This window comes from Actinomadura bangladeshensis, assembly GCF_004348335.1.
GTDB lineage: Bacteria > Actinomycetota > Actinomycetes > Streptosporangiales > Streptosporangiaceae > Spirillospora > Spirillospora bangladeshensis.
In genome coordinates this window covers 20537-37205 of record NZ_SMJW01000055.1, presented here as the reverse complement: position 1 = coordinate 37205, position 16669 = coordinate 20537, and the positions used below count along the sequence as shown (strand labels likewise).

Sequence of the window (16669 nt, the reverse complement as noted above, 5' to 3'; positions counted from 1 at the left end):
CGGTGGCGCTGCGGGTGCCGGCCAGGGCGGATCGGCCGGTGGTGGTGGTGCGGTCGGCGGCGCCGCGTGATGGGCTGGTGGTGGTCGGGGTGGACGGTTCGTCCGGTGGTGATGCGGCGCTGGGGTTCGGGTTCGAGGAGGCGGCGCTGCGCGGCTGGCGGCTGCGGGCGGTCTATGGCTGCTGGGAGCCGGGTGCGGCGCCGGGTGGGGATTTGTCGCTGTTCGGTGATGAGGATGCGCTGCGCCGGGTGTGCGGTGCCGTGCTGGAACGCGCGGTGGCGCCTTGGCGGGTGAAGTACCCCCACGTCCAGGCGACGACGTCGCTGGTGCTGAAGTCGCCGCGCGAGGCGCTGCTGGAGGCGGCCGGGGACGCGGCCTTGACGGTGGTGGGTGCGCGCGGCACGGGGGTCGTGGAGTCGCTGACCCTCGGCGCGACCAGTGATGCGCTGCTCAAGCATGCTCCGTGCACGGTGGCCGTTGTGCCGGGCCGCGACCGGTGAAGGCGGCGTGCGGAGGGGCCGAGGGCCAAGAGCGTGCGAGGGGGTGGACCGGGTGGGCACGGTGACCGGTGCCGATCTCGCGCGTGAACCGTTCTTGAACGGCATGAAGGGCACCGGCCTGCGCAGGCTGGCGACCGCCGCCCGGTTCACCGAGTTCCCGGCGGCAAGGCGCATCTTCGGTGAATCCGATCCGGCGGAACGGTTCTGGCTGGTGCGGGAGGGAACCGTGATCGTCGACTTGCACGTGCCGGACCGCGGCCCGGTCGTCATCGACACCTTCGGTACGGGTTCCGTGCTGGGCTGGTCGTGGCTGTTCCGTCCCTACCGATGGCATTTCGGGGGTGTCGCGGCCACGCCCGTGCGGGCCATCGAGTTCGACGGGCGCCTCGTCCGGACACTCTGCGCCGTCGACCCCTCGATGGGCTATGAGCTGACGCGCCGCTTCGCCGGGCTGGTCGTGGAACGACTGGAAGCGACCCAGGCACGGCTGACCGACCTCTCCGAGGCCGTCCCCGGTCGCGATGCCCTCTAGGACGTGACGATCGCCTCCGCGGCGATCGAGCGAGCCGGCCCGGCGCTCGCGATCACGGGGATTCGTCTGCGGGGTCGATGTGCTCCGTCGTGACTCCGCCGGGATGCAGGGGGAGGCGGCGGCCGCTGATCTGACGGGGAGTGAGCCGTACGAAGAGATCCTCGGGGGAACGGATCCACGGGGTGAGGGGCAGTGTCCGGAGGCGTTCCGTCTCGTCCGGGTCGGTGACGATCTCGGCCTGGCCGGTGATGAGGACGCTCCATGCGGTCCTGAGCGCCGGTTCGAGGTCGTCGGCTTCGAAGGTGAGCGGGCGTCCGCCGCGGACGGCGTCGAGTTTGGCGCCGGGGGCGGTGGTGAAGACGAGGGCTTCGCCGTCCATGACGAAGTTGACCGGCAGGATGGTGACGGTCCCGTCGTCCTCGGACCACGCGATCCGGCCCACGGTCACCCGATCGATGAGCGCCAGGCAGGCGGCCGGATCGACATACTGCAGTTCGTCGCTCATGAGCCCTCCTCCATGAAGAGCCGATGCCCGCCCCGGTGGGTCCGATGCGGGCATGCGGCGTCCGGCGCCAGGAAAGCGGCGGTCACTCGTACGGGCGGACCACCGCGATGGGGCAGCGGGCATGGTGGATGACGCCGTGGCTGACCGAGCCGAGCGGGAACGAGCGTCCCCGGGAGCCGACGACGAGCAGGCCGGCGCCGGCCGAGGCCAGGGCGAGCATCTCGACGGGGTGGCCGATGACGAGGTCCTCGACGACCTTGACGTCGGGGTGGCGGCTGCGCCAGGGGGCCAGCGCGGTGGTCAGCTGCTCGTGCAGGGTGTTGGCGGTGATCTGCAGGTCCACGCCCGGCGCGGCGGTGGGCGGCGCGGGATGCCGGGCGTGCAGCACCCGCAGCCGTACGCCGCGTGCGGCGGCCGCGGCGAACGCGTGGTCGAGCACGGGTCCGGGGTCTTCGGCCAGGTCGATGCCGGCCACGATGTCGCCGGCCGCGTCGTGATTCTGGTCGTGGTCCGGGTCGTGGTGGTGGTCGCGGACGACGGTCACCGGGCCGGGGTAGTGGCCGGCCAGGCGCAGGGCGGTGGAGCCGAGCAGCAGCCCGGCGAATCCGCCGCGGCCGCGGTATCCGACCACGGTCTCGGCGGCGTCGCCGGCGTACTGCCGCAGCCCGGCCGGTACGTTCCGCTCGTGGACGACCATGGTCTCGACCGTGAGTTCCGGTTGCCGCTTCAGCGCGCGGGCGCGTCCGTCCTGCAGGGTCCGGGTCGCCGCCTGGACGAGTGCTTCGGAGATGCCGTCGGTCGTGCGTCCCGGCAGGTCGAGGGTGGCCGTCTCCACGACGTGGACGAGGTTCAGGGTCTTGCCGAACCGTGCGGCCTCGTCCGCGGCCCAGTCGATGGCGTGGTCGGAGTGAGCGGAGCCGTCGACTCCGACGAGGACTTTCGTTCGTTGGGCGGACATGGTGCGTCTCCTTGGGGTGGGGGTCCGTCAATGCGGGTCGGCCGACGCCAGCGGCGGCAGCAGGAGCAGCTCGTGCGCTCGTCTGGCCACCAGTGGCGCGGTGTCGTCGGGGGAGTCGAGGGGAGTGCCCTCCAGAGCGGCGGCCAGCAGGCGGGCGGCCTCCGCCAGAGCGGAGACCTGCCGTTCCAGCACCGCCACGCGCTGCTCCAGGGCCAGGACGGAGGAGTAGGGGCCGATCTGCCTCGCCATTGCGAAGCTCCTTTCCCGCGGCACGTTCCGAATGTTGGTGATCTTGATGTCTCCAGTACGAAAGGACTCCGACCTCAGCGTCGTTCTGGGGGGACGCCGTATCCAGGGACGTTCGTCATCGTTCGCGCTGCCGTTCGGCCCCCTTGCAGGGGGACGTCCCGAGCAAGGGTGGCCGTCAGGGGCCGATCCGGCGGCGGTCGAAGCCGGCCCAGGCCTCGTCCCACATGCGATAGCGGCGTTTGTCGTAGTGGCGGCGCAGCAGGAGGTAGACGCCCACCGATGCCAGTCCCGAAGCCAGTGTCGTCGTGGCTCCGCCGGCAGCGGCATCGCCGATGGTGCGGGCGTGTGCGCGCGGGGGGTCCTCGCCCACGCCGCCGGGGCGCGTCCACACCTTCGGGTGGTCGCCCAGGCTCGCTCCACGCCAGGTGGTGTAGTGACCCCGCCGCAGCGTCCCGTCCGGGGCGGTCCAGGTCACGGTCACCTCGCGGCCGGTGTGCAGCCGCTTGATGCCGACCACGGTGGCGTCGACCCGATGGCGGGTGGTGGCTTCGTACCGCTCGGCCCGGACACCGGAATCGTAGACGGCCTGGACGGCATGGGCGGAAACCGGCGGAGTGACCGCGAGAAAGAGGATCAATAGAAGAAGGCCGTAGAACATCTGAGCCCGGTCGACTTCGCGGCGTAGATCATTCCTGTCGAAGCCCCAGCCGCGGCGCCGGCGGTTCAGACGCGCCCGCATCTTCGGCAGCCTCATGACGCCGTCTCCTTCCCGCTCCTACTACGGCGGCGCTGAGCGTCCCGCATGCCGGGCCGCGGTCGGTCCGCGGTCGGTCCGCGGTCGGTCCGCGATGCATCTATTCCTCAGCGTGTCCCACGTCGGTGACCGGAGCCACCGACCGATGTCCCCGCCGCTCAAGGCCGAAGGTCCGTCCGCGCGAGGGCGGAAGTCACTGCATGTCGGCAGGCGGGCAGGGAACCGTCAAAGACACGGCCAGGAATGAGGGAGAGACCGATGAAAAGCACTCTTCGCGGCACCGCGTTCGCCGTTCTCGCGGCCGGCGCCTATGCGGCCCTGGTCCGTCCTCGGCTGCTGCGCTGGGGCGCGACTCGCGAAGAGGCGGGCGCGGCCTATCCCGGTGACGACCTCATCCAGCGCGCGACCGCGCAGTCGACGATGGCGGTCTCCCTGCCCGCACCGCCCGAGGAGGTCTGGCCGTGGCTGGTCCAGATGGGGTGCCGGCGAGCCGGCTGGTACAGCTGGGACCTCCTCGACAACGGAGGACGGCGGAGCGCCGGCGAGGTCGTCGCCGAATGGCAGGACCTGGCCGTCGGCTCCCGCGTGCCCGCAGTGCCCGGCGGGGCGTCCTACTTCCTCGTCGAGGTCCTCGACCCCGCGAGGACCCTGGTGCTCAGATCAGACCTCGAACTCCCGTCCGGACGGTCCTTCGACCCGCGCGGCCCGATGCCCGACGCGTACACCGACGGGATCTGGGCCTTCCACCTGAGGCCCCTGCCCGACGGCGGGACACGGCTGATCGTCCGGACGCGCGGGCGGGGGAAGCCGGCCGCGGCCGACCGGCTCGTGGGCCGCATGTTCGGTGAACCCGCCCATTTCATCATGCAGCACAGGCAGTTCCGGAACCTTCGCCGGCGCGTCCGCGAGACCAGGCCGGCGGTGAAGACGAGTTATCAGGAGGATCTGAGATGAAGGCGAAGAAGGGCGACTGGGTCATAGTCCGCGGCCACCAGGTCGGCGAAGCGGACCGCAAGGCGTTGATCACCGAAGTGCACGGCAAGGACGGGGAGCCGCCCTATGTCGTCGAATGGGACGACGGGCACACGAGCACGTTCTACCCCTCCTCGGACGCCGTCATCGAAGAGCACTCGGTGGCGCGCTCTCAGAAGTGAGGCCCGCCGGTTCCCACCTTCCGGTCGATCAGGGGGTGGAGCACTCGGCCGCCGCGTCGTTCGCACCGAACCCCGGCTACTTCGACCCGGTGAACCTGTGCGAGCTGGCGGTCGAGGCCGGCTGCAACGCGATCGCGAGCACGATCGGTGTGCTGGGCATGACCTCGCGCCGGTACGCCCACCGGATCCCGTTCATCGCCAAGCTCAACCACAACCAACTGCTGACGTACCCGAACTCCTACGACCAGGTCATGTTCGGCTCGGTCGAGCAGGCATTCGACCTCGGCGCGGTCGCCGTCGGCGCGACGGTCTACTTCGGCGCCCCCGAGAGCATGCGCCAGCTTCAGGAGGTGCGGGAGGCGTTCGCGCATGCGCACGAGCTCGGCATGTTCACCGTCCTGTGGGCCTACCTGCGCAACCCCGCGTTCAAGCAGGACGGGACGGACTACCACGTCAGCGCCGATCTCACCGGGCAGGCGAACCATCTCGCGGCGACGGTCGAGGCCGACATCGTCAAGCAGAAGCAACCCGAGAACAACGGCGGCTTCCGGGCACTGGGCTTCGGCAAGACCGACGACCGCGTGTACAACGAGCTCACCACCGACCATCCGATCGACCTCACCCGCTGGCAGGTCGCCAACTGCTACCTGGGACGGGTCGGTCTGATCAACTCCGGTGGCGCCTCGGCGGGCGGCGGGGACCTGGCGAAGGCGGTCCGCACCGCGGTGGTCAACAAGCGGGCGGGCGGCATGGGCCTGATCGTCGGGCGCAAGTCGTTCCAGCGGCCCAGGGACGAGGGAGTCGCGCTGATCCACGCCGTCCAGGACGTCTACCTCGACGAGGCGATCACTGTCGCCTGAACCGGCATCCTGCCGCCAGGCCACGGTGTTCAGGACACCGCGCCGCGCCGGGACCGCCCTGCGTCCGCTGTACGGGAGGCGAGCTCCGCATGGAGCCGGTCCCGGCAGCGCTGGAGCTCCGCGCTGAGGGTGACGGCAACGGTCTCGGGATGGCGGAACCGGGTGACCTGCTCGGGCAGGGCGGCGACGTCGGCGGCGCGCCGCTCGCGGGCGGCCGCCGGCGGCTCGGTGCGGGCGATGCGGCATCCGGCCTTCATGACGGGGACGAGCAGGGGTTCCATGCCCGCGGGGGCGGGCTCGTCCCGGAGCGTGACGAGGTCGCCCGATGCCCCCCGATACACCTGCTTGGCGCCGGGGGCGGTGGCCTTCCCCGCGGACAGCTTCATCACCGGCCTGTCCCCGTAGGACACGAGCTTGTAGGCGCTGTCCAGGTAGGGCGCGTCGGCGGACACGCCCATCCTCGTGCCCACCCCGTAGACGTCGATCGGCGCCCCGGTGGCGGTGAGCTCGGCGATCTCGTATTCGTCCAGTCCGCCGCTCGCCACGATGCGGGTACGCGTCATGCCCTCGTGGTCCAGCAGGCGCCGAGCCTGGAAGGCCAGGGCGCCCAGGTCCCCCGAATCGAGGCGGATCCCCGCGAGATGCGCCCGCCCCGCCCGGCGGGCGGCGCGGATGGCCGCCTTGACACCGCCGAGGGTGTCGTAGGTGTCGACCAGCAGCGTGGTCCGGTCGGGGAAGTCGGCGGTGAACGCCGCGAAGGCCGCGTCCTCGTCGGGGAACGCCTCGATGTAGGAGTGGGCCATGGTGCCTGCGGCCGGAATGCCGTACCGGCGGGCGGCCTCGACGTTGCTGGTGCCGGCGAAACCGGCGATGTGGGAGGCGCGGGCGACGGCGATCGCGGCGTCGATCCCCTGGGTCCGGCGGAAGGCGAAATCGACGACCTGGGCGCCGCCGGCCGCCTGCACGCACCGCTCGGCCTTGGTGGCGATCGTCGTCTGGAAGGTGATGTGGTTCAGCAGGACGGTCTCGACCAGCTGCGCCTCGGCGATCGGCGCCGTGACCTCCAGGAGGGGCTCGCCTGCGAACACCACGCGCCCTTCCGGGACCGCCCGGACATCACCGGTGAACCGCAGCCGCTCCAGCGCCCGAAGAGCCGCGTCGTCGAAGCGCTGCTCCGCCGCGAGGTAGTCGAGGTCTTCCCGGGTGAAACGGTAGCTCTCCAGGAACGACAGGCAGTCGGCCAGCCCGGCGGCGATCAGGAACCCGCGGCCGGGCGGAAGACGGCGGACGAAGAGGCTGAACGTCGCCGGCCCGGTCATGCCGCGGCGCAGGTAGCTCGCCGCCATCGTCACTTCGTACAGGTCTGTCAGCAGTCCACCGGACATCGGACTCCATCCTCGCTCTCCTAGTGGGCGCTCCACGTCTCGTCCCAAAGTGCCCACTAAGGGACCTTTGTCTCGTAATCGCAGTCCTCCGGCCCTGGGTGCGCACGGAGCGGGCATCAAGCATGGAGCTGGACGACTTCGGGAGGAGCAGTGCCCACCATTCGCGACTTTCTGGAGCGGTTCCGCCCCGCCGGGGCGCCCGGGGCGGCGGCCGTGGCCGTGCCCTCTGATCGGCGAAGCGAACTGGCGGCCGAACTCGAACCGGTCTTCGCCCTGCTCGCCGATGCGGATCTGGAGCAGCGGCGCATCGCGGAGGAGGCGGAACTACGGGCGCGTACGGTCCGGGACGCGGCACGTGAACGCGCCGCCGGCCTGGTGGACGAGGCCAGGGGCAGGAGCGCCGCGGAGCGGGCGGCGGCCTCGGCCGCCGTCCAGCGGAGCGGGAGGGAAGAGCAGCAGGCCCTCTTGTCCGCCGCGGACCAGGAGGCCGCACGAATCGAGGCCGAGATGACCGAGCGCATACCGATGCTGGTCGAGCGGCACTGCGCTCCGTCGACGTCATGCTGGGCGGTGGGACCGCGGCCGACGGGGCAGGAGGGACGCCGTGAGCGCCGCATGGGTCGCCGGCCGGGTCCGGGCCCAGGCGCTGGCCCGGCGGCGCCTCGGTCCCGGACGCACCAGGATGCTCGCGGAATCGGCTTCGCTCGCGGACGCCGTCTCGATCCTGGCGGCGACGCCCTACGGGCACGGCGTCACCAAGGATCAGGACCTCGCATCGGCCCAGCACGGGGTCGCCGGAACACTGCTCTGGCACCTCCGGGTGCTGGCGGGCTGGCTGCCCCGGGGCGGCGCGACGGCCCTGCGTACGGTGGCCGCGTGGTTCGAGCTCGCCAACATCGACGCGCTGCTGCAGCGGCTGGAGGATCGGCCCGCTGAAGAGCCGTACGCTCTCGGCGCGCTGGGGACCGCCTGGGCTCGTCTGGAGGACGCGCCGGACATCGCGGGGCTGCGGGAGCGACTGGCCGCCAGTTCCTGGGGTGATCCTGGAGAAGCCGATCCCTGGACGATCCGGCTGGTCCTCCGGTTGTCGTGGGCGTCCCGCGTCCATGCCCTGGGCGGACGTGCCGCCGCGTGGGCGGCCGGCGCCGCCGGCGTTCTGGTGGCCGGTGAACGTTTCGGCGCCGGGCGGGACCTTCCGCAGGCCGCGCTGGAGCGAGCGGACCGGATGCTCGGGGCCTCGCCGGTCAGGGCGCCCGCGCTCGGGGCCATGGCCGCGCGGCTCGGCCGGGACGCGCGCTGGGCGTTCGCGGGCATCGACGAGCCGGCCGGCCTGTGGCGCGCCGAGGCCCGCTGCTGGGAACGCCTGGAGCGGGACGGAGACCTGATGCTGCGCGGCCCGGATTTCGGTGTCGGGCCGGTCCTCGGCGCCGCCATCGTGCTGGCGGTCGACGCATGGCGGGTCCGGGCCGCGCTGGAGATCGCCTCTCGCGGGGGCGGACCGATGGGGGCCTACGATGCGCTGGCCTGAGAATCTGCAGCCGGTGCGGATGACGCGGATCGCCGTGGTCGCCCCGCTGGACGCGCTGCGCGACGCGCTGGCCCGGACCGCGGATGCCGGGGTGGTCGAGTTCGATCTCCCGCCCGAGCGCACCGCGCCGGGCGAGGCGGCGCGGATGCTGCGGAGCGCCGGAGGCGGTGGCCCCGAGCCCGCGGTGCTCCCCGCCGCCCCCGATCTGGACGGGCTCGCCGAGCGGCGCCGTTTCGACCTGCTCGCCGGGGAGGCCGAACTGGAGGAGCATGCGGCGGCGGCCTTCCGCAGGAACGGCGTCGCGGCGCTGGCGGGCTGGACTCCGGAGGCGGCCCGGGCCGGACTGGCCGGCCGGCTCGCGGAGACCGGTGCCGCCGCGGTGCCGCTCCCGCATCCGCGCGGTGCCGAGGCGCCGTCCCTGCTGCCGGGAGCGCGCCGTGCGGAGAACGGGCGCGGTTCGCTCGCGCCGCTGGTCGATACGTACGGGACCGTCCCGTACGCCGACCTCGATCCGACACCGCTCGCGTGGGCGGCCTACGTACTGATGTTCGGGATGATGTTCGGCGACGCCGGCCACGGGCTGCTGCTGCTCGCCGGTGCCGCGGCGCTGCTGGCCGGGTATCCGCGCAGGTGGCCGCGGCTGCGGCGGGTCTGGCCGTTCGTGCTGGGGGCCGGTGTGACGAGCACGGTCTTCGGGGTGCTGTACGGAGAGTTCTTCGGGCCGACGCACCTCATCCCGGAGGTGTGGCTCGCACCCCTCGACGAACCGGTCGAACTGCTGGTCGCGGCGATCGGCGCCGGCGCCGTGCTGCTGGCGGGCGCGTACGCGATCGGCATCGCGAACCGGTGGCGGGAGGGCGGCTGGCCGGTCGCGCTGTACGAGCCGTCCGGAATCGCCGGTGCCTCGGCGTTCCTCGGCCTCGGCGCCCTCGCCGCCGGCTTCTATCTCGGCCACCTCTGGCTGACCATCGCGGGCGGCGCGTGCGCGGCGCTCGGTCTCGGGCTGGCCTTCGCCGGCTTCCTCGCCGCCGGCGGTGGCGGCGGCACGGGGCTCGTGGAGGCCGTCGTGGAGGTGTTCGATCTGGTCATCAGGCTGGGCGCGAACGTGGTGTCGTTCGCGCGGCTCGCCGCCTTCGGGCTCACCCATGCCGCGCTCGCCGGGATCGTCTGGTCGGGGACGGCCGCGCTGTGGCAGCGGGGCGGAGCGTCCGCGGTCCTGGCCTTCGCCGTGTTCGCCGCCGGCACCGCCGTGACGTTCGCCTTGGAGGCGCTCGTCGCGGGTGTTCAGGCGCTCCGGCTGGAGTACTACGAGCTGTTCTCGCGGCTCTTCCGGAGCCAGGGCCGTCCGTTCCGGCCCTGGCACATTCCCATGATCGAAGAGGAGGTGGACGGCTCATGTCCGCAGAAGTGATCACGGCCCAGGCCGCCGTCGCATCGAACTGGGCGCCGTATCTCGGCACCGGAATCGCCGTCGCCGGGGCCGCCATCGGCGCCGGCATCGCGGTCGCGTACGTCGGCGCCGCGGCGCTGGCGGCGATGAGCGAGCGGCCCGAGTTGTTCGGGCGCGCGATGGTGATCGTCGGCCTCGCCGAGGGCATCGCCATCTACGGGCTGATCATCGGCATCATCCTGATCGGGAAGGCGTGAGGGCCATGGCGCACATCGCCGTGATCGGAGAGCGCGCCCGCGTGGAGGGATGGGCGCTCGGCGGAGCGCGGGCCGTTCCGGCGGACGACCCGGAGGAGGTCCGGGCGGCGTGGGAGGCCCTCGATGACGAGGTCGCGGTGGTCGTGCTGACACCCGAGGCCGCCCGGTGCGTCGAGGGGGAACGAGAGCGGCACCCCGGTGCCGTCCTGATCGTGGTGATGCCGCCATGACCACGGCCGCGGGTGCCGAGGCGTCGATCACGCCGGTGCGCGACGCGCTCCTCGGCCGTGCACGCGAGCAGGCCGCGGCCGTCGTCGCGGACGCTGAGCGCGAGGCGGCGGAGGTCGTGCGGGCCGCGCGCGTCGAGGCCGCCCGGATCGTGGACGAGGCTCGCGCGGCGGGACGCGCCGACGGGCGGGCGGCCGCCGCCGCCGAGCGCTCCCGGGCCCGCGGCCGGGCGCGGGCGACCGTGCTCGCCGCCCGCAGGCGGGCCTATGACGAACTGCGCCGCCGGGTCCGCGCGGGCGTGGGCGAGATGTGCGCCGGCGCGCGGGGACCGGAGACCGCCCGAAGGCTGGCGGCGATGGCGGAACGCCGGCTCGGAGCAGCGGCGCGCACCGAGGAGGTGCCCGGAGGCGGCGTCGTCGCCCGCACGCCCCGCGCCGAACTGGACCTGTCCGCGGACGTTCTGGCCGAGCGGGCGGTGGCGGCCCTGGGAGCGGAGGTGACACGGCTGTGGAACCGGAAGTGACACGGGTCAGTGGGCCGAGGGTGGAGGTGTCGGGCATCCAGGGCGCGGCGATGGGCGACGTCGTCGAGGTGGGGACACGCCTGCTGCCCGGCGAGATCGTCGCTCTCGACGGTGACACCGCCACCGTCCAAGCCTATGAGTACACCGGCGGGCTGGCCCCGAGGGCACCAGCCGGCACCACGGGGCGCGCCCTGTCCGTGCCGCTCGGCCCGCACCTGCTCGGCGGCGTGTACGACGGGCTGCTGCGGCCGCTGACGACCGCCGGCGTCTGGCTCGACCGGGCGGGGCGCGTCGAGGGCGCGGACGGGGCGGCCGGGGGCAACGGCCGGGCCGCGGAGCTCTGGCCGGTGCGCAGGCCCCGGCCCTACGCCGAGAGGCTGGGCACCGGCGTCCCGCTGCACACCGGGCAGCGCGTCATCGACCTGCTCTTCCCGGTGCCGTGCGGCGGGACCGTCGCCGTGCCCGGGGGATTCGGCACGGGCAAGACCATGCTCCTGCAGCAGATCGCCAAATGGTGCGACGCCGACGTCATCGTCTACGTCGGCTGCGGCGAGCGCGGCAACGAGATGGCCGACGTGCTCGCCGAACTGGCCGCGCTCGACGACCCGCGGACAGGCGGGCGACTGGCCGACCGCACCGTCGTGATCGCGAACACGTCCAATATGCCGATGATGGCGCGGGAGGCGGGCGTCTACAGCGGCGTCACCGTCGCGGAGTACTTCCGCGACCAGGGCAAGGACGCCGTCGTCATCGCCGACTCGACATCCCGGTGGGCCGAGGCGCTGCGCGAGTTCGCCTCCCGCGGCGGCGAACTGCCGGGGGAGGAGGGGTATCCGGCCGCGCTCCCGTCGGCGCTCGCCGCGTTCTACGAGCGGGCCGGCCGGGTCCGCACCCTCGGCGGGGCCGAGGGGTCCGTCACCATCATCGGCGCGGTGTCCCCGCCGGGAGGGGACATGACCGAGCCCGTCACCGCCTACACCGAGCGCTTCGTCCGCGCCCGGTGGAGCCTGGACAAAGAACTCGCCTACTCGCGCCACTACCCGGCGGTGTCGTGGTCGGGGTCGTTCGCCCGTGACGCCGCCGTGCTCGCCCGCCACCACACCGCCGCGGGCGATCCCGACTGGGCGGCCAGGCGAGCCCGCACCGCGAGCCTCCTGGCCGAAGCCGACCGCCTGGCGGCCCTGGCCGAACTCGTCGGGTCGGGCACACTGCCGAGCCACGAGCGCATCGTGCTGCTGGCCGGACGACTCCTCCGCGAAGGAGTGCTCCAGCAGAGCGCACTGAGCCCCCGGGACGCCTTCTGCAGCCCCGAACGCGGTGCCGCACTGACCGAGAGCGTGCTCAGGATCGTGGACCGCTGCCAGGAACTGGTCGCGGCCGGCGTCCCCGCCGGTGCCGTCGAGGAGCAGGACTTCTCACCGGTCGTGCGCGCCCGCGAGGACGCCGCCGGCGTGGCCGACGTCCACGCCCGCCGCGACGCGATGCTGAGCCGGCTGGGAGGACTGTCATGACGGAGCGAGGCGGCGCGGCGCAGCGGGCGCCCCGCGGCATCGGAAACGCCGGTGACCAGTGGGCCAGGCCGGCGTACACGCGCGTATCACGGCTCCAGGGGCCGCTCCTGGTCGTTCCGGACGCCGAAGAGGTCGGCTGGGACGAGTTCGCCGACATCAGGCTCGACTCGGGGGAGGCACGGCACGGGCTCGTGCTCGACACGGCCCGCGACCGTGTGCTGGTCCAAGTGCTGGAGGGAACCGGCGGGATGCGCTTCGAAGGCACCCGGGTCGCCTTCAGCGGCACGCCGCTGCGCGTCCCGGTCGGTACGTCCTGGCTGGGGCGGGTCTGCGACGGGCTCGGCAACCCCCTGGACGGCGGTCCGCCCGTCCTCGGCGTCGCCGACGCCCCGGCCGCCGGCGTTCCCCTCAACCCCGTGCACCGCGAACCGCCCGCCGATCCCGTCCTGACGGGGGTCTCGGCCATCGACGCGCTCACGACGCTCGCACGCGGGCAGAAGCTGCCGATCTTCTCGCGCGCCGGGCTCCCGCATCTGGATCTGGCCGCCCAGATCGCCGCACAGGCCTCGGCGGGGAACGAGCCGTTCTGCGTGGTCTTCGCCGCCATGGGGCTGACCCACGCCGACGCCGCCGCCGTCCGCGACACCTTGGAGGACCGCTCGGCCGCGGGCGACCTCGTACTCCTGCTCAACCTCGCCGACGCCCCCGTCATCGAGCGGATCCTCACACCCCGCATCGCCTTGACCGTCGCCGAGCATCTCGCGTTCGAGGAGGGGCGGCACGTCCTGGTCGTCATGGGCGACATGACCGCCTACTGCGAGGCGCTGCGCGAGGTGTCGGCCGCGCGCGGGGAGATCCCGGCGCGGCGCGCCTACCCCGGCTACCTCTACAGCGACCTGGCCTCCCTGTACGAGCGCTGCGGGCGTATCCGGGGCCGGCCGGGCTCGGTCACCCTCGTACCCGTGCTGACGATGCCGGGCGGCGACATCACGCACCCGGTACCGGACCTCACCGGGTACATCACCGAAGGGCAGATCGTCCTCTCCGAGGACCTGCACGCCGCCGGCGTCTACCCGCCCGTTGACGCCCTGGAGTCACTGTCGCGCCTGATGCGCAAGGCCGCCGGGGCCGCTCGCACCCGCGCGGACCACCCGGACGTGGCCGCCCAGGTCCTCGCGGCGCTGTCCAGAGCCCGCCGAGCCCGCGAACTCGGTGAACTGGTGGGCCCCGCTTCGCTCAGCGAGACCGACCGGCGCCATCTCGACTTCGAACGGGTCTACCGTGAGGTCCTGGTCTCGCAGGGCGCGGCGGAGTGCCGACCGCTGGAAGAGACCCTGGACCGGGCCTGGAGAGCGCTCGCCGTCCTGCCCCGGCGCGAACTCACCATGCTGCCGGACGCGCTGATCGACGCCCACCTCGCGGAGGACCGATGAGCGGTGAGCCTCAAGGGCGTGCCGGACGGCTGTGGCTGCGGCAGCGGATCGAACTCGCGGAGAGCGCCGCCGAACTCCTGCAGCGGAAGCTGAGCATCCTGCTGGACGAGCGGGACCGGATGAGACTGCTCGCCGCCCGCACGGAGAAGGAGTGGCATCGGCGCTGCGCGGAGACGGACGAGGCCCTGCTCCGGACCGCGCTGCTCGGCGGACGCAGGGTGCTGCCCCCGGCCTCCGGCGGTCTCGCGAAGGTCACTGTGGAGCACACCGAGTCCATGGGAGTGAGCCATCCCGCGCGCGTCGTCTTCGAGCCGCCCGCGGACGCCGTGCGCGCACTGGGCGGCACCGTCCTCGCACCCGCTCGGCGGGCCTGCCGGGCGGCGTTGGAGGCCGCCTGCGCCCATGCCGCCGCCACCGCCGCGGCCGCCGTCCTCGACGCCGAGGTGGCGGCCACGAGGCAGCGAGTCCGCGCGATCGAGCGGCGCCGCCTGCCGGCGCTGCGCGCGGCGCTCACACGTATCGAGTTCGCCCTGGAAGAGCGGGAGCGCGAAGACGGCGCCCGCCTCCGCCGCCTCAGCCGCCGGGAGTGCCCATGACCGCATGCCTGCTGCTCGTCGCCGAGGACTCGCCCTCGGCACTGGACGCCGCCCGCTACGCCGTGGATCTGGCCCATCGGCTCGGCGCACGGATCAGGGCCGTGAACGTCATCGCCGACGGCGTTCTCACCGATGCCGTGACCAGGGTGTCCGGGCACCCGGACGTCGACGGGCGCCGTGATCTGGCCGGGCGGTCGGTGCTCGCGCACATCCGGCATCTCGCCGGGCTCGAGGACGTGGAGACCGAGACCGTCCAGCGCTTCGGGGACGTCGCCGAATGCGTCCTGGACGAAGCTCGACGCACCCGGCCCGATCTGATCGTCCTCGGCCGGGCCGGCACCTCCCCACCCGGCGGCACGGCCCTCGCCCCCTGGGCCCGCCGCGTCCTGGAGTTCGCCGAGCGCCCCGTCCTGGTGGTACCCGGCGGCTGGAGCCGCCGCAATCCCGGGACGCCGTAGCGCGCAGACGTTGACCTGACCCCGGAAGGTCAGCGATGCCTGAACGATCGCGAGCGCCAGGATTCACCTACGACCCGTTCGAGGCGACGCGGGAGGCGGAGACCGCCGAAGCCGCAGCCGCCGACGCGGCCGGCATCCAGGACCCGCACGCCGCACGGCATGTGCAGGCGGCCCTGGGCGAACTGGATCTTGCCATCGCCGAGTTGCGCCACGTCGTTTTCGACCTGCACACCGCATCCGACGCCCCCGCCGTCTCCCGGCCGGGCGGTGGCGGGATGAGCCGAGCGGCCGAGTAGCCCGGCCGGGAAACGGCGGGGACCTTGGTCCCTGCCTCGCGCTCGGCGACGCGACTTACGTTCGTACCGACCATCAAGCTGTCGCGGCCATGGGAGGCATACCATGCGCAGCTTACGAAGGTACGGACTCACGAGTGCGCTCGCGGTGGGCATCGGTGTCGCCCTGCTCGGCGCACCGGCGGCGAAGGCCGCCACTCCGGCCCTGGAGAGCGGGGCGTACCGCGTCATCGATCTGGGGACGCTGCACGGGAGCGACTCGTCCGAGGCGTTCGCGGTGAACGAGCACGGTCATGCGGCCGGGCAGAGCGACGGTCACGCCACGCTCTGGCGCAACGGCCGCGTCATCGACCTCGGCGTGCTCCCCGGCGGACTGTGGAGCGTGGCAACCGACCTGAACGACAGGGACGAGGTCACGGGCTACAACTCGTCCTCCGGCGGCACGCACGCGTTCCTCTGGAGGGACGGGCGGATGCGCGACCTCGGCGCGCTGCCCGGCGGTACCGACAGCTACGGCGAGGGCGTCGACAACGCCGGTGACGTAGTGGGCAGCAGCACGGCCCCGTCGGGCCCGTACACCCGGCACGCGGTCCGCTGGCATGCCGGTCGCGTGATCGACCTGGATCCGGCGGGCGAGGCCTCGTTCGCCACGGACATCACCGACGACGGCTGGATCGTGGGCCACCGCTTCTTCCCCGAGGACCCCATGAACGCGCGCGCCACCGCGTGGCGGCACGGCGTTCCCGCCACGCTGATCCCGGACGCCCCGTCCTATCCGGTCGCGGCCAACGAACGGCATCAGGTCGCTCTGAACGACGGCGGCGGGCACGCCTCGATCTGGCACCGCGGTGCGACGACTCCGCTGCCGTCCGAACCGGCGCTGTTCGCGCAGGTCCATGACATCAACAACGCCGGCCAGGCCGCGGGATTCGTCGACGTCGACGCCATCGTGTGGCGCAACGGCCGGGCGGTTCCGCTGCCCGGGCTGCCCGCCGGTGGTTCGGCCGCGGCCTACGGAGTCAACGATCACGGACAACTCGCCGGGTACTCCGCGACCACGTCCGATGGAACCCACCATCACGCGGTGCTCTGGACCCGATGACCCCCCGCCCGGCCGGCCGGGGACCGCGGGCCGCGGGCCGCGGGCGACCGTGAGCCACCGCCTCTCGTCCCGGTACGACGGGACCAAGGGCCCTCCGAATGGCGTTCTGCGGTCGTTCATCATCGGAACACGGGCGTGACGACTCTGGAGGCGGCGGTGAACGCTGGGACGCGGTGGAAGGTGCAGGTCTACCTCAGCGAGGGCGACAGCGGTGACATCAAGGCCTGGGCGGTGCTGTCCCCCGGCGATGGCACCGCGCTGGTGGGCACGGGGAGCACCGGCGGCGCCCCGCCTGCGGAAGCGGGGCCGAGTGAGGCCGACATGGCCGCCGGGCTCGCGCTGTGCAGTCTCGGCCATCGCCTGGCCGGCATCCCCGAGCCCGCGCCTCACACCGCGTCGGTGGACGTGTCCGGGAGTCCGTGCACGAGGTGAGCGCGATCGGCCGCGGATGCG

The 16669-nt window shown here is 73.1% G+C and carries 22 protein-coding genes; 17 read left to right on the top strand and 5 right to left on the bottom strand.

The window, feature by feature from the left end:
• Together E1284_RS13615 and E1284_RS13610 are read left to right on the top strand one after the other, a co-directional pair.
• A partial coding sequence (locus E1284_RS13615) for a universal stress protein (RefSeq protein ID WP_131939424.1) occupies window positions 1–500 on the top strand: 500 nt, incomplete at its 5' end.
• A 52-nt stretch (window positions 501–552) separates the two neighbouring features.
• On the top strand, window positions 553–1032 hold the full coding sequence (locus tag E1284_RS13610; protein WP_165965251.1) for a cyclic nucleotide-binding domain-containing protein: 480 nt from the start codon (window positions 553–555) through the stop codon (window positions 1030–1032).
• Between the two features lie 52 nt (window positions 1033–1084).
• Here the strand turns inward: E1284_RS13610 and E1284_RS13605 are convergent, their stop codons facing one another.
• From E1284_RS13605 to E1284_RS13590, 4 genes are all read right to left on the bottom strand, one after another.
• On the bottom strand, window positions 1085–1537 hold the full coding sequence (locus tag E1284_RS13605; protein ID WP_165965250.1) for a pyridoxamine 5'-phosphate oxidase family protein: 453 nt from the start codon (window positions 1535–1537) through the stop codon (window positions 1085–1087).
• An 82-nt stretch (window positions 1538–1619) separates the two neighbouring features.
• Window positions 1620–2495, bottom strand: coding sequence for a universal stress protein (locus E1284_RS13600; RefSeq protein WP_131939421.1), 876 nt, complete (start codon window positions 2493–2495; stop codon window positions 1620–1622).
• 27 nt (window positions 2496–2522) lie between these two features.
• Window positions 2523–2744 carry a hypothetical protein gene (locus E1284_RS13595; protein WP_131939420.1) on the bottom strand — a complete coding sequence of 74 codons (222 nt, stop codon included), beginning with the start codon at window positions 2742–2744 and terminating at the stop codon, window positions 2523–2525.
• 175 nt (window positions 2745–2919) lie between these two features.
• Window positions 2920–3498: an Rv1733c family protein gene (locus E1284_RS13590; protein ID WP_131939419.1), complete on the bottom strand. Its 579-nt coding sequence runs from the start codon at window positions 3496–3498 to the stop codon at window positions 2920–2922.
• Window positions 3499–3756: 258 nt separating this feature from the next.
• Between E1284_RS13590 and E1284_RS13585 the strand changes: the two genes are divergently transcribed.
• Genes E1284_RS13585 through E1284_RS13575 form a run of 3 tightly spaced genes read left to right on the top strand, consistent with a single transcriptional unit; the run spans window position 3757 to window position 5512 of the window.
• Window positions 3757–4452 (top strand): hypothetical protein, encoded by a 696-nt coding sequence (locus E1284_RS13585; RefSeq protein ID WP_131939418.1) that lies wholly within the window; start codon window positions 3757–3759, stop codon window positions 4450–4452.
• On the top strand, window positions 4449–4652 hold the full coding sequence (locus E1284_RS13580; RefSeq protein WP_131939417.1) for a DUF1918 domain-containing protein: 204 nt from the start codon (window positions 4449–4451) through the stop codon (window positions 4650–4652). The genes E1284_RS13585 and E1284_RS13580 overlap by 4 nt, the downstream gene beginning before the upstream one ends.
• Window positions 4568–5512 (top strand): class I fructose-bisphosphate aldolase, encoded by a 945-nt coding sequence (locus tag E1284_RS13575; protein WP_131939416.1) that lies wholly within the window; start codon window positions 4568–4570, stop codon window positions 5510–5512. Before E1284_RS13580 ends, E1284_RS13575 begins: the two co-directional genes overlap by 85 nt.
• Before the next feature lie 29 nt (window positions 5513–5541).
• Here the strand turns inward: E1284_RS13575 and E1284_RS13570 are convergent, their stop codons facing one another.
• Window positions 5542–6897 carry a nicotinate phosphoribosyltransferase gene (locus E1284_RS13570; protein WP_131939415.1) on the bottom strand — a complete coding sequence of 452 codons (1356 nt, stop codon included), beginning with the start codon at window positions 6895–6897 and terminating at the stop codon, window positions 5542–5544.
• A 604-nt stretch (window positions 6898–7501) separates the two neighbouring features.
• Here E1284_RS13570 and E1284_RS13565 point away from each other — a divergent pair.
• The 12 genes from E1284_RS13565 (at window position 7502) to E1284_RS13510 (ending at window position 16648) form a co-directional block, all read left to right on the top strand.
• Window positions 7502–8425 (top strand): hypothetical protein, encoded by a 924-nt coding sequence (locus E1284_RS13565; RefSeq protein ID WP_131939414.1) that lies wholly within the window; start codon window positions 7502–7504, stop codon window positions 8423–8425.
• Entirely contained in the window at window positions 8412–9836 is a 1425-nt protein-coding gene (locus E1284_RS13560) for a V-type ATPase 116kDa subunit family protein (protein WP_131939413.1), read from the top strand. Before E1284_RS13565 ends, E1284_RS13560 begins: the two co-directional genes overlap by 14 nt.
• Complete coding sequence (locus tag E1284_RS13555; protein WP_207923738.1) at window positions 9821–10072, top strand: hypothetical protein; 252 nt, start codon at window positions 9821–9823, stop codon at window positions 10070–10072. The genes E1284_RS13560 and E1284_RS13555 overlap by 16 nt, the downstream gene beginning before the upstream one ends.
• Window positions 10073–10077: 5 nt before the next feature.
• Window positions 10078–10302, top strand: coding sequence for a V-type ATP synthase subunit F (locus E1284_RS13550; RefSeq protein WP_131939412.1), 225 nt, complete (start codon window positions 10078–10080; stop codon window positions 10300–10302).
• Window positions 10299–10823 carry a hypothetical protein gene (locus E1284_RS13545; RefSeq protein WP_131939411.1) on the top strand — a complete coding sequence of 175 codons (525 nt, stop codon included), beginning with the start codon at window positions 10299–10301 and terminating at the stop codon, window positions 10821–10823. Before E1284_RS13550 ends, E1284_RS13545 begins: the two co-directional genes overlap by 4 nt.
• Window positions 10820–12334, top strand: coding sequence for a V-type ATP synthase subunit A (locus E1284_RS13540; RefSeq protein WP_207923737.1), 1515 nt, complete (start codon window positions 10820–10822; stop codon window positions 12332–12334). The genes E1284_RS13545 and E1284_RS13540 overlap by 4 nt, the downstream gene beginning before the upstream one ends.
• Window positions 12331–13767 carry a V-type ATP synthase subunit B gene (locus tag E1284_RS13535; protein WP_131939409.1) on the top strand — a complete coding sequence of 479 codons (1437 nt, stop codon included), beginning with the start codon at window positions 12331–12333 and terminating at the stop codon, window positions 13765–13767. The genes E1284_RS13540 and E1284_RS13535 overlap by 4 nt, the downstream gene beginning before the upstream one ends.
• On the top strand, window positions 13764–14363 hold the full coding sequence (locus tag E1284_RS13530) for a V-type ATP synthase subunit D (RefSeq protein WP_131939408.1): 600 nt from the start codon (window positions 13764–13766) through the stop codon (window positions 14361–14363). Before E1284_RS13535 ends, E1284_RS13530 begins: the two co-directional genes overlap by 4 nt.
• Window positions 14360–14821 (top strand): universal stress protein, encoded by a 462-nt coding sequence (locus E1284_RS13525; protein WP_131939407.1) that lies wholly within the window; start codon window positions 14360–14362, stop codon window positions 14819–14821. Before E1284_RS13530 ends, E1284_RS13525 begins: the two co-directional genes overlap by 4 nt.
• Before the next feature lie 35 nt (window positions 14822–14856).
• A complete protein-coding gene (locus tag E1284_RS13520) occupies window positions 14857–15117 on the top strand; it encodes a hypothetical protein (protein WP_131939406.1) in 261 nt (86 codons plus the stop codon).
• A 103-nt stretch (window positions 15118–15220) separates the two neighbouring features.
• Window positions 15221–16216: a hypothetical protein gene (locus E1284_RS13515; protein ID WP_131939405.1), complete on the top strand. Its 996-nt coding sequence runs from the start codon at window positions 15221–15223 to the stop codon at window positions 16214–16216.
• A 135-nt stretch (window positions 16217–16351) separates the two neighbouring features.
• Window positions 16352–16648, top strand: coding sequence for a hypothetical protein (locus E1284_RS13510; protein WP_131939404.1), 297 nt, complete (start codon window positions 16352–16354; stop codon window positions 16646–16648).
• Window positions 16649–16669: the final 21 nt, after the last annotated feature.

What these genes read in the sequence shown, in the direction of transcription:
- E1284_RS13605 (WP_165965250.1), bottom strand. Translation starts at nt 1,537, where the DNA reads ATGAGCGACGAACTGCAGTATGTCGATCCGGCCGCCTGCCTGGCGCTC.
- E1284_RS13600 (WP_131939421.1), bottom strand. Translation starts at nt 2,495, where the DNA reads ATGTCCGCCCAACGAACGAAAGTCCTCGTCGGAGTCGACGGCTCCGCT.
- E1284_RS13595 (WP_131939420.1), bottom strand. Translation starts at nt 2,744, where the DNA reads ATGGCGAGGCAGATCGGCCCCTACTCCTCCGTCCTGGCCCTGGAGCAG.
- E1284_RS13590 (WP_131939419.1), bottom strand. Translation starts at nt 3,498, where the DNA reads ATGAGGCTGCCGAAGATGCGGGCGCGTCTGAACCGCCGGCGCCGCGGC.
- E1284_RS13585 (WP_131939418.1), top strand. Translation starts at nt 3,757, where the DNA reads ATGAAAAGCACTCTTCGCGGCACCGCGTTCGCCGTTCTCGCGGCCGGC.
- E1284_RS13580 (WP_131939417.1), top strand. Translation starts at nt 4,449, where the DNA reads ATGAAGGCGAAGAAGGGCGACTGGGTCATAGTCCGCGGCCACCAGGTC.
- E1284_RS13575 (WP_131939416.1), top strand. Translation starts at nt 4,568, where the DNA reads ATGGGACGACGGGCACACGAGCACGTTCTACCCCTCCTCGGACGCCGT.
- E1284_RS13570 (WP_131939415.1), bottom strand. Translation starts at nt 6,897, where the DNA reads ATGTCCGGTGGACTGCTGACAGACCTGTACGAAGTGACGATGGCGGCG.
- E1284_RS13560 (WP_131939413.1), top strand. Translation starts at nt 8,412, where the DNA reads ATGCGCTGGCCTGAGAATCTGCAGCCGGTGCGGATGACGCGGATCGCC.
- E1284_RS13555 (WP_207923738.1), top strand. Translation starts at nt 9,821, where the DNA reads ATGTCCGCAGAAGTGATCACGGCCCAGGCCGCCGTCGCATCGAACTGG.
- E1284_RS13550 (WP_131939412.1), top strand. Translation starts at nt 10,078, where the DNA reads ATGGCGCACATCGCCGTGATCGGAGAGCGCGCCCGCGTGGAGGGATGG.
- E1284_RS13545 (WP_131939411.1), top strand. Translation starts at nt 10,299, where the DNA reads ATGACCACGGCCGCGGGTGCCGAGGCGTCGATCACGCCGGTGCGCGAC.
- E1284_RS13535 (WP_131939409.1), top strand. Translation starts at nt 12,331, where the DNA reads ATGACGGAGCGAGGCGGCGCGGCGCAGCGGGCGCCCCGCGGCATCGGA.
- E1284_RS13530 (WP_131939408.1), top strand. Translation starts at nt 13,764, where the DNA reads ATGAGCGGTGAGCCTCAAGGGCGTGCCGGACGGCTGTGGCTGCGGCAG.
- E1284_RS13525 (WP_131939407.1), top strand. Translation starts at nt 14,360, where the DNA reads ATGACCGCATGCCTGCTGCTCGTCGCCGAGGACTCGCCCTCGGCACTG.
- E1284_RS13520 (WP_131939406.1), top strand. Translation starts at nt 14,857, where the DNA reads ATGCCTGAACGATCGCGAGCGCCAGGATTCACCTACGACCCGTTCGAG.
- E1284_RS13515 (WP_131939405.1), top strand. Translation starts at nt 15,221, where the DNA reads ATGCGCAGCTTACGAAGGTACGGACTCACGAGTGCGCTCGCGGTGGGC.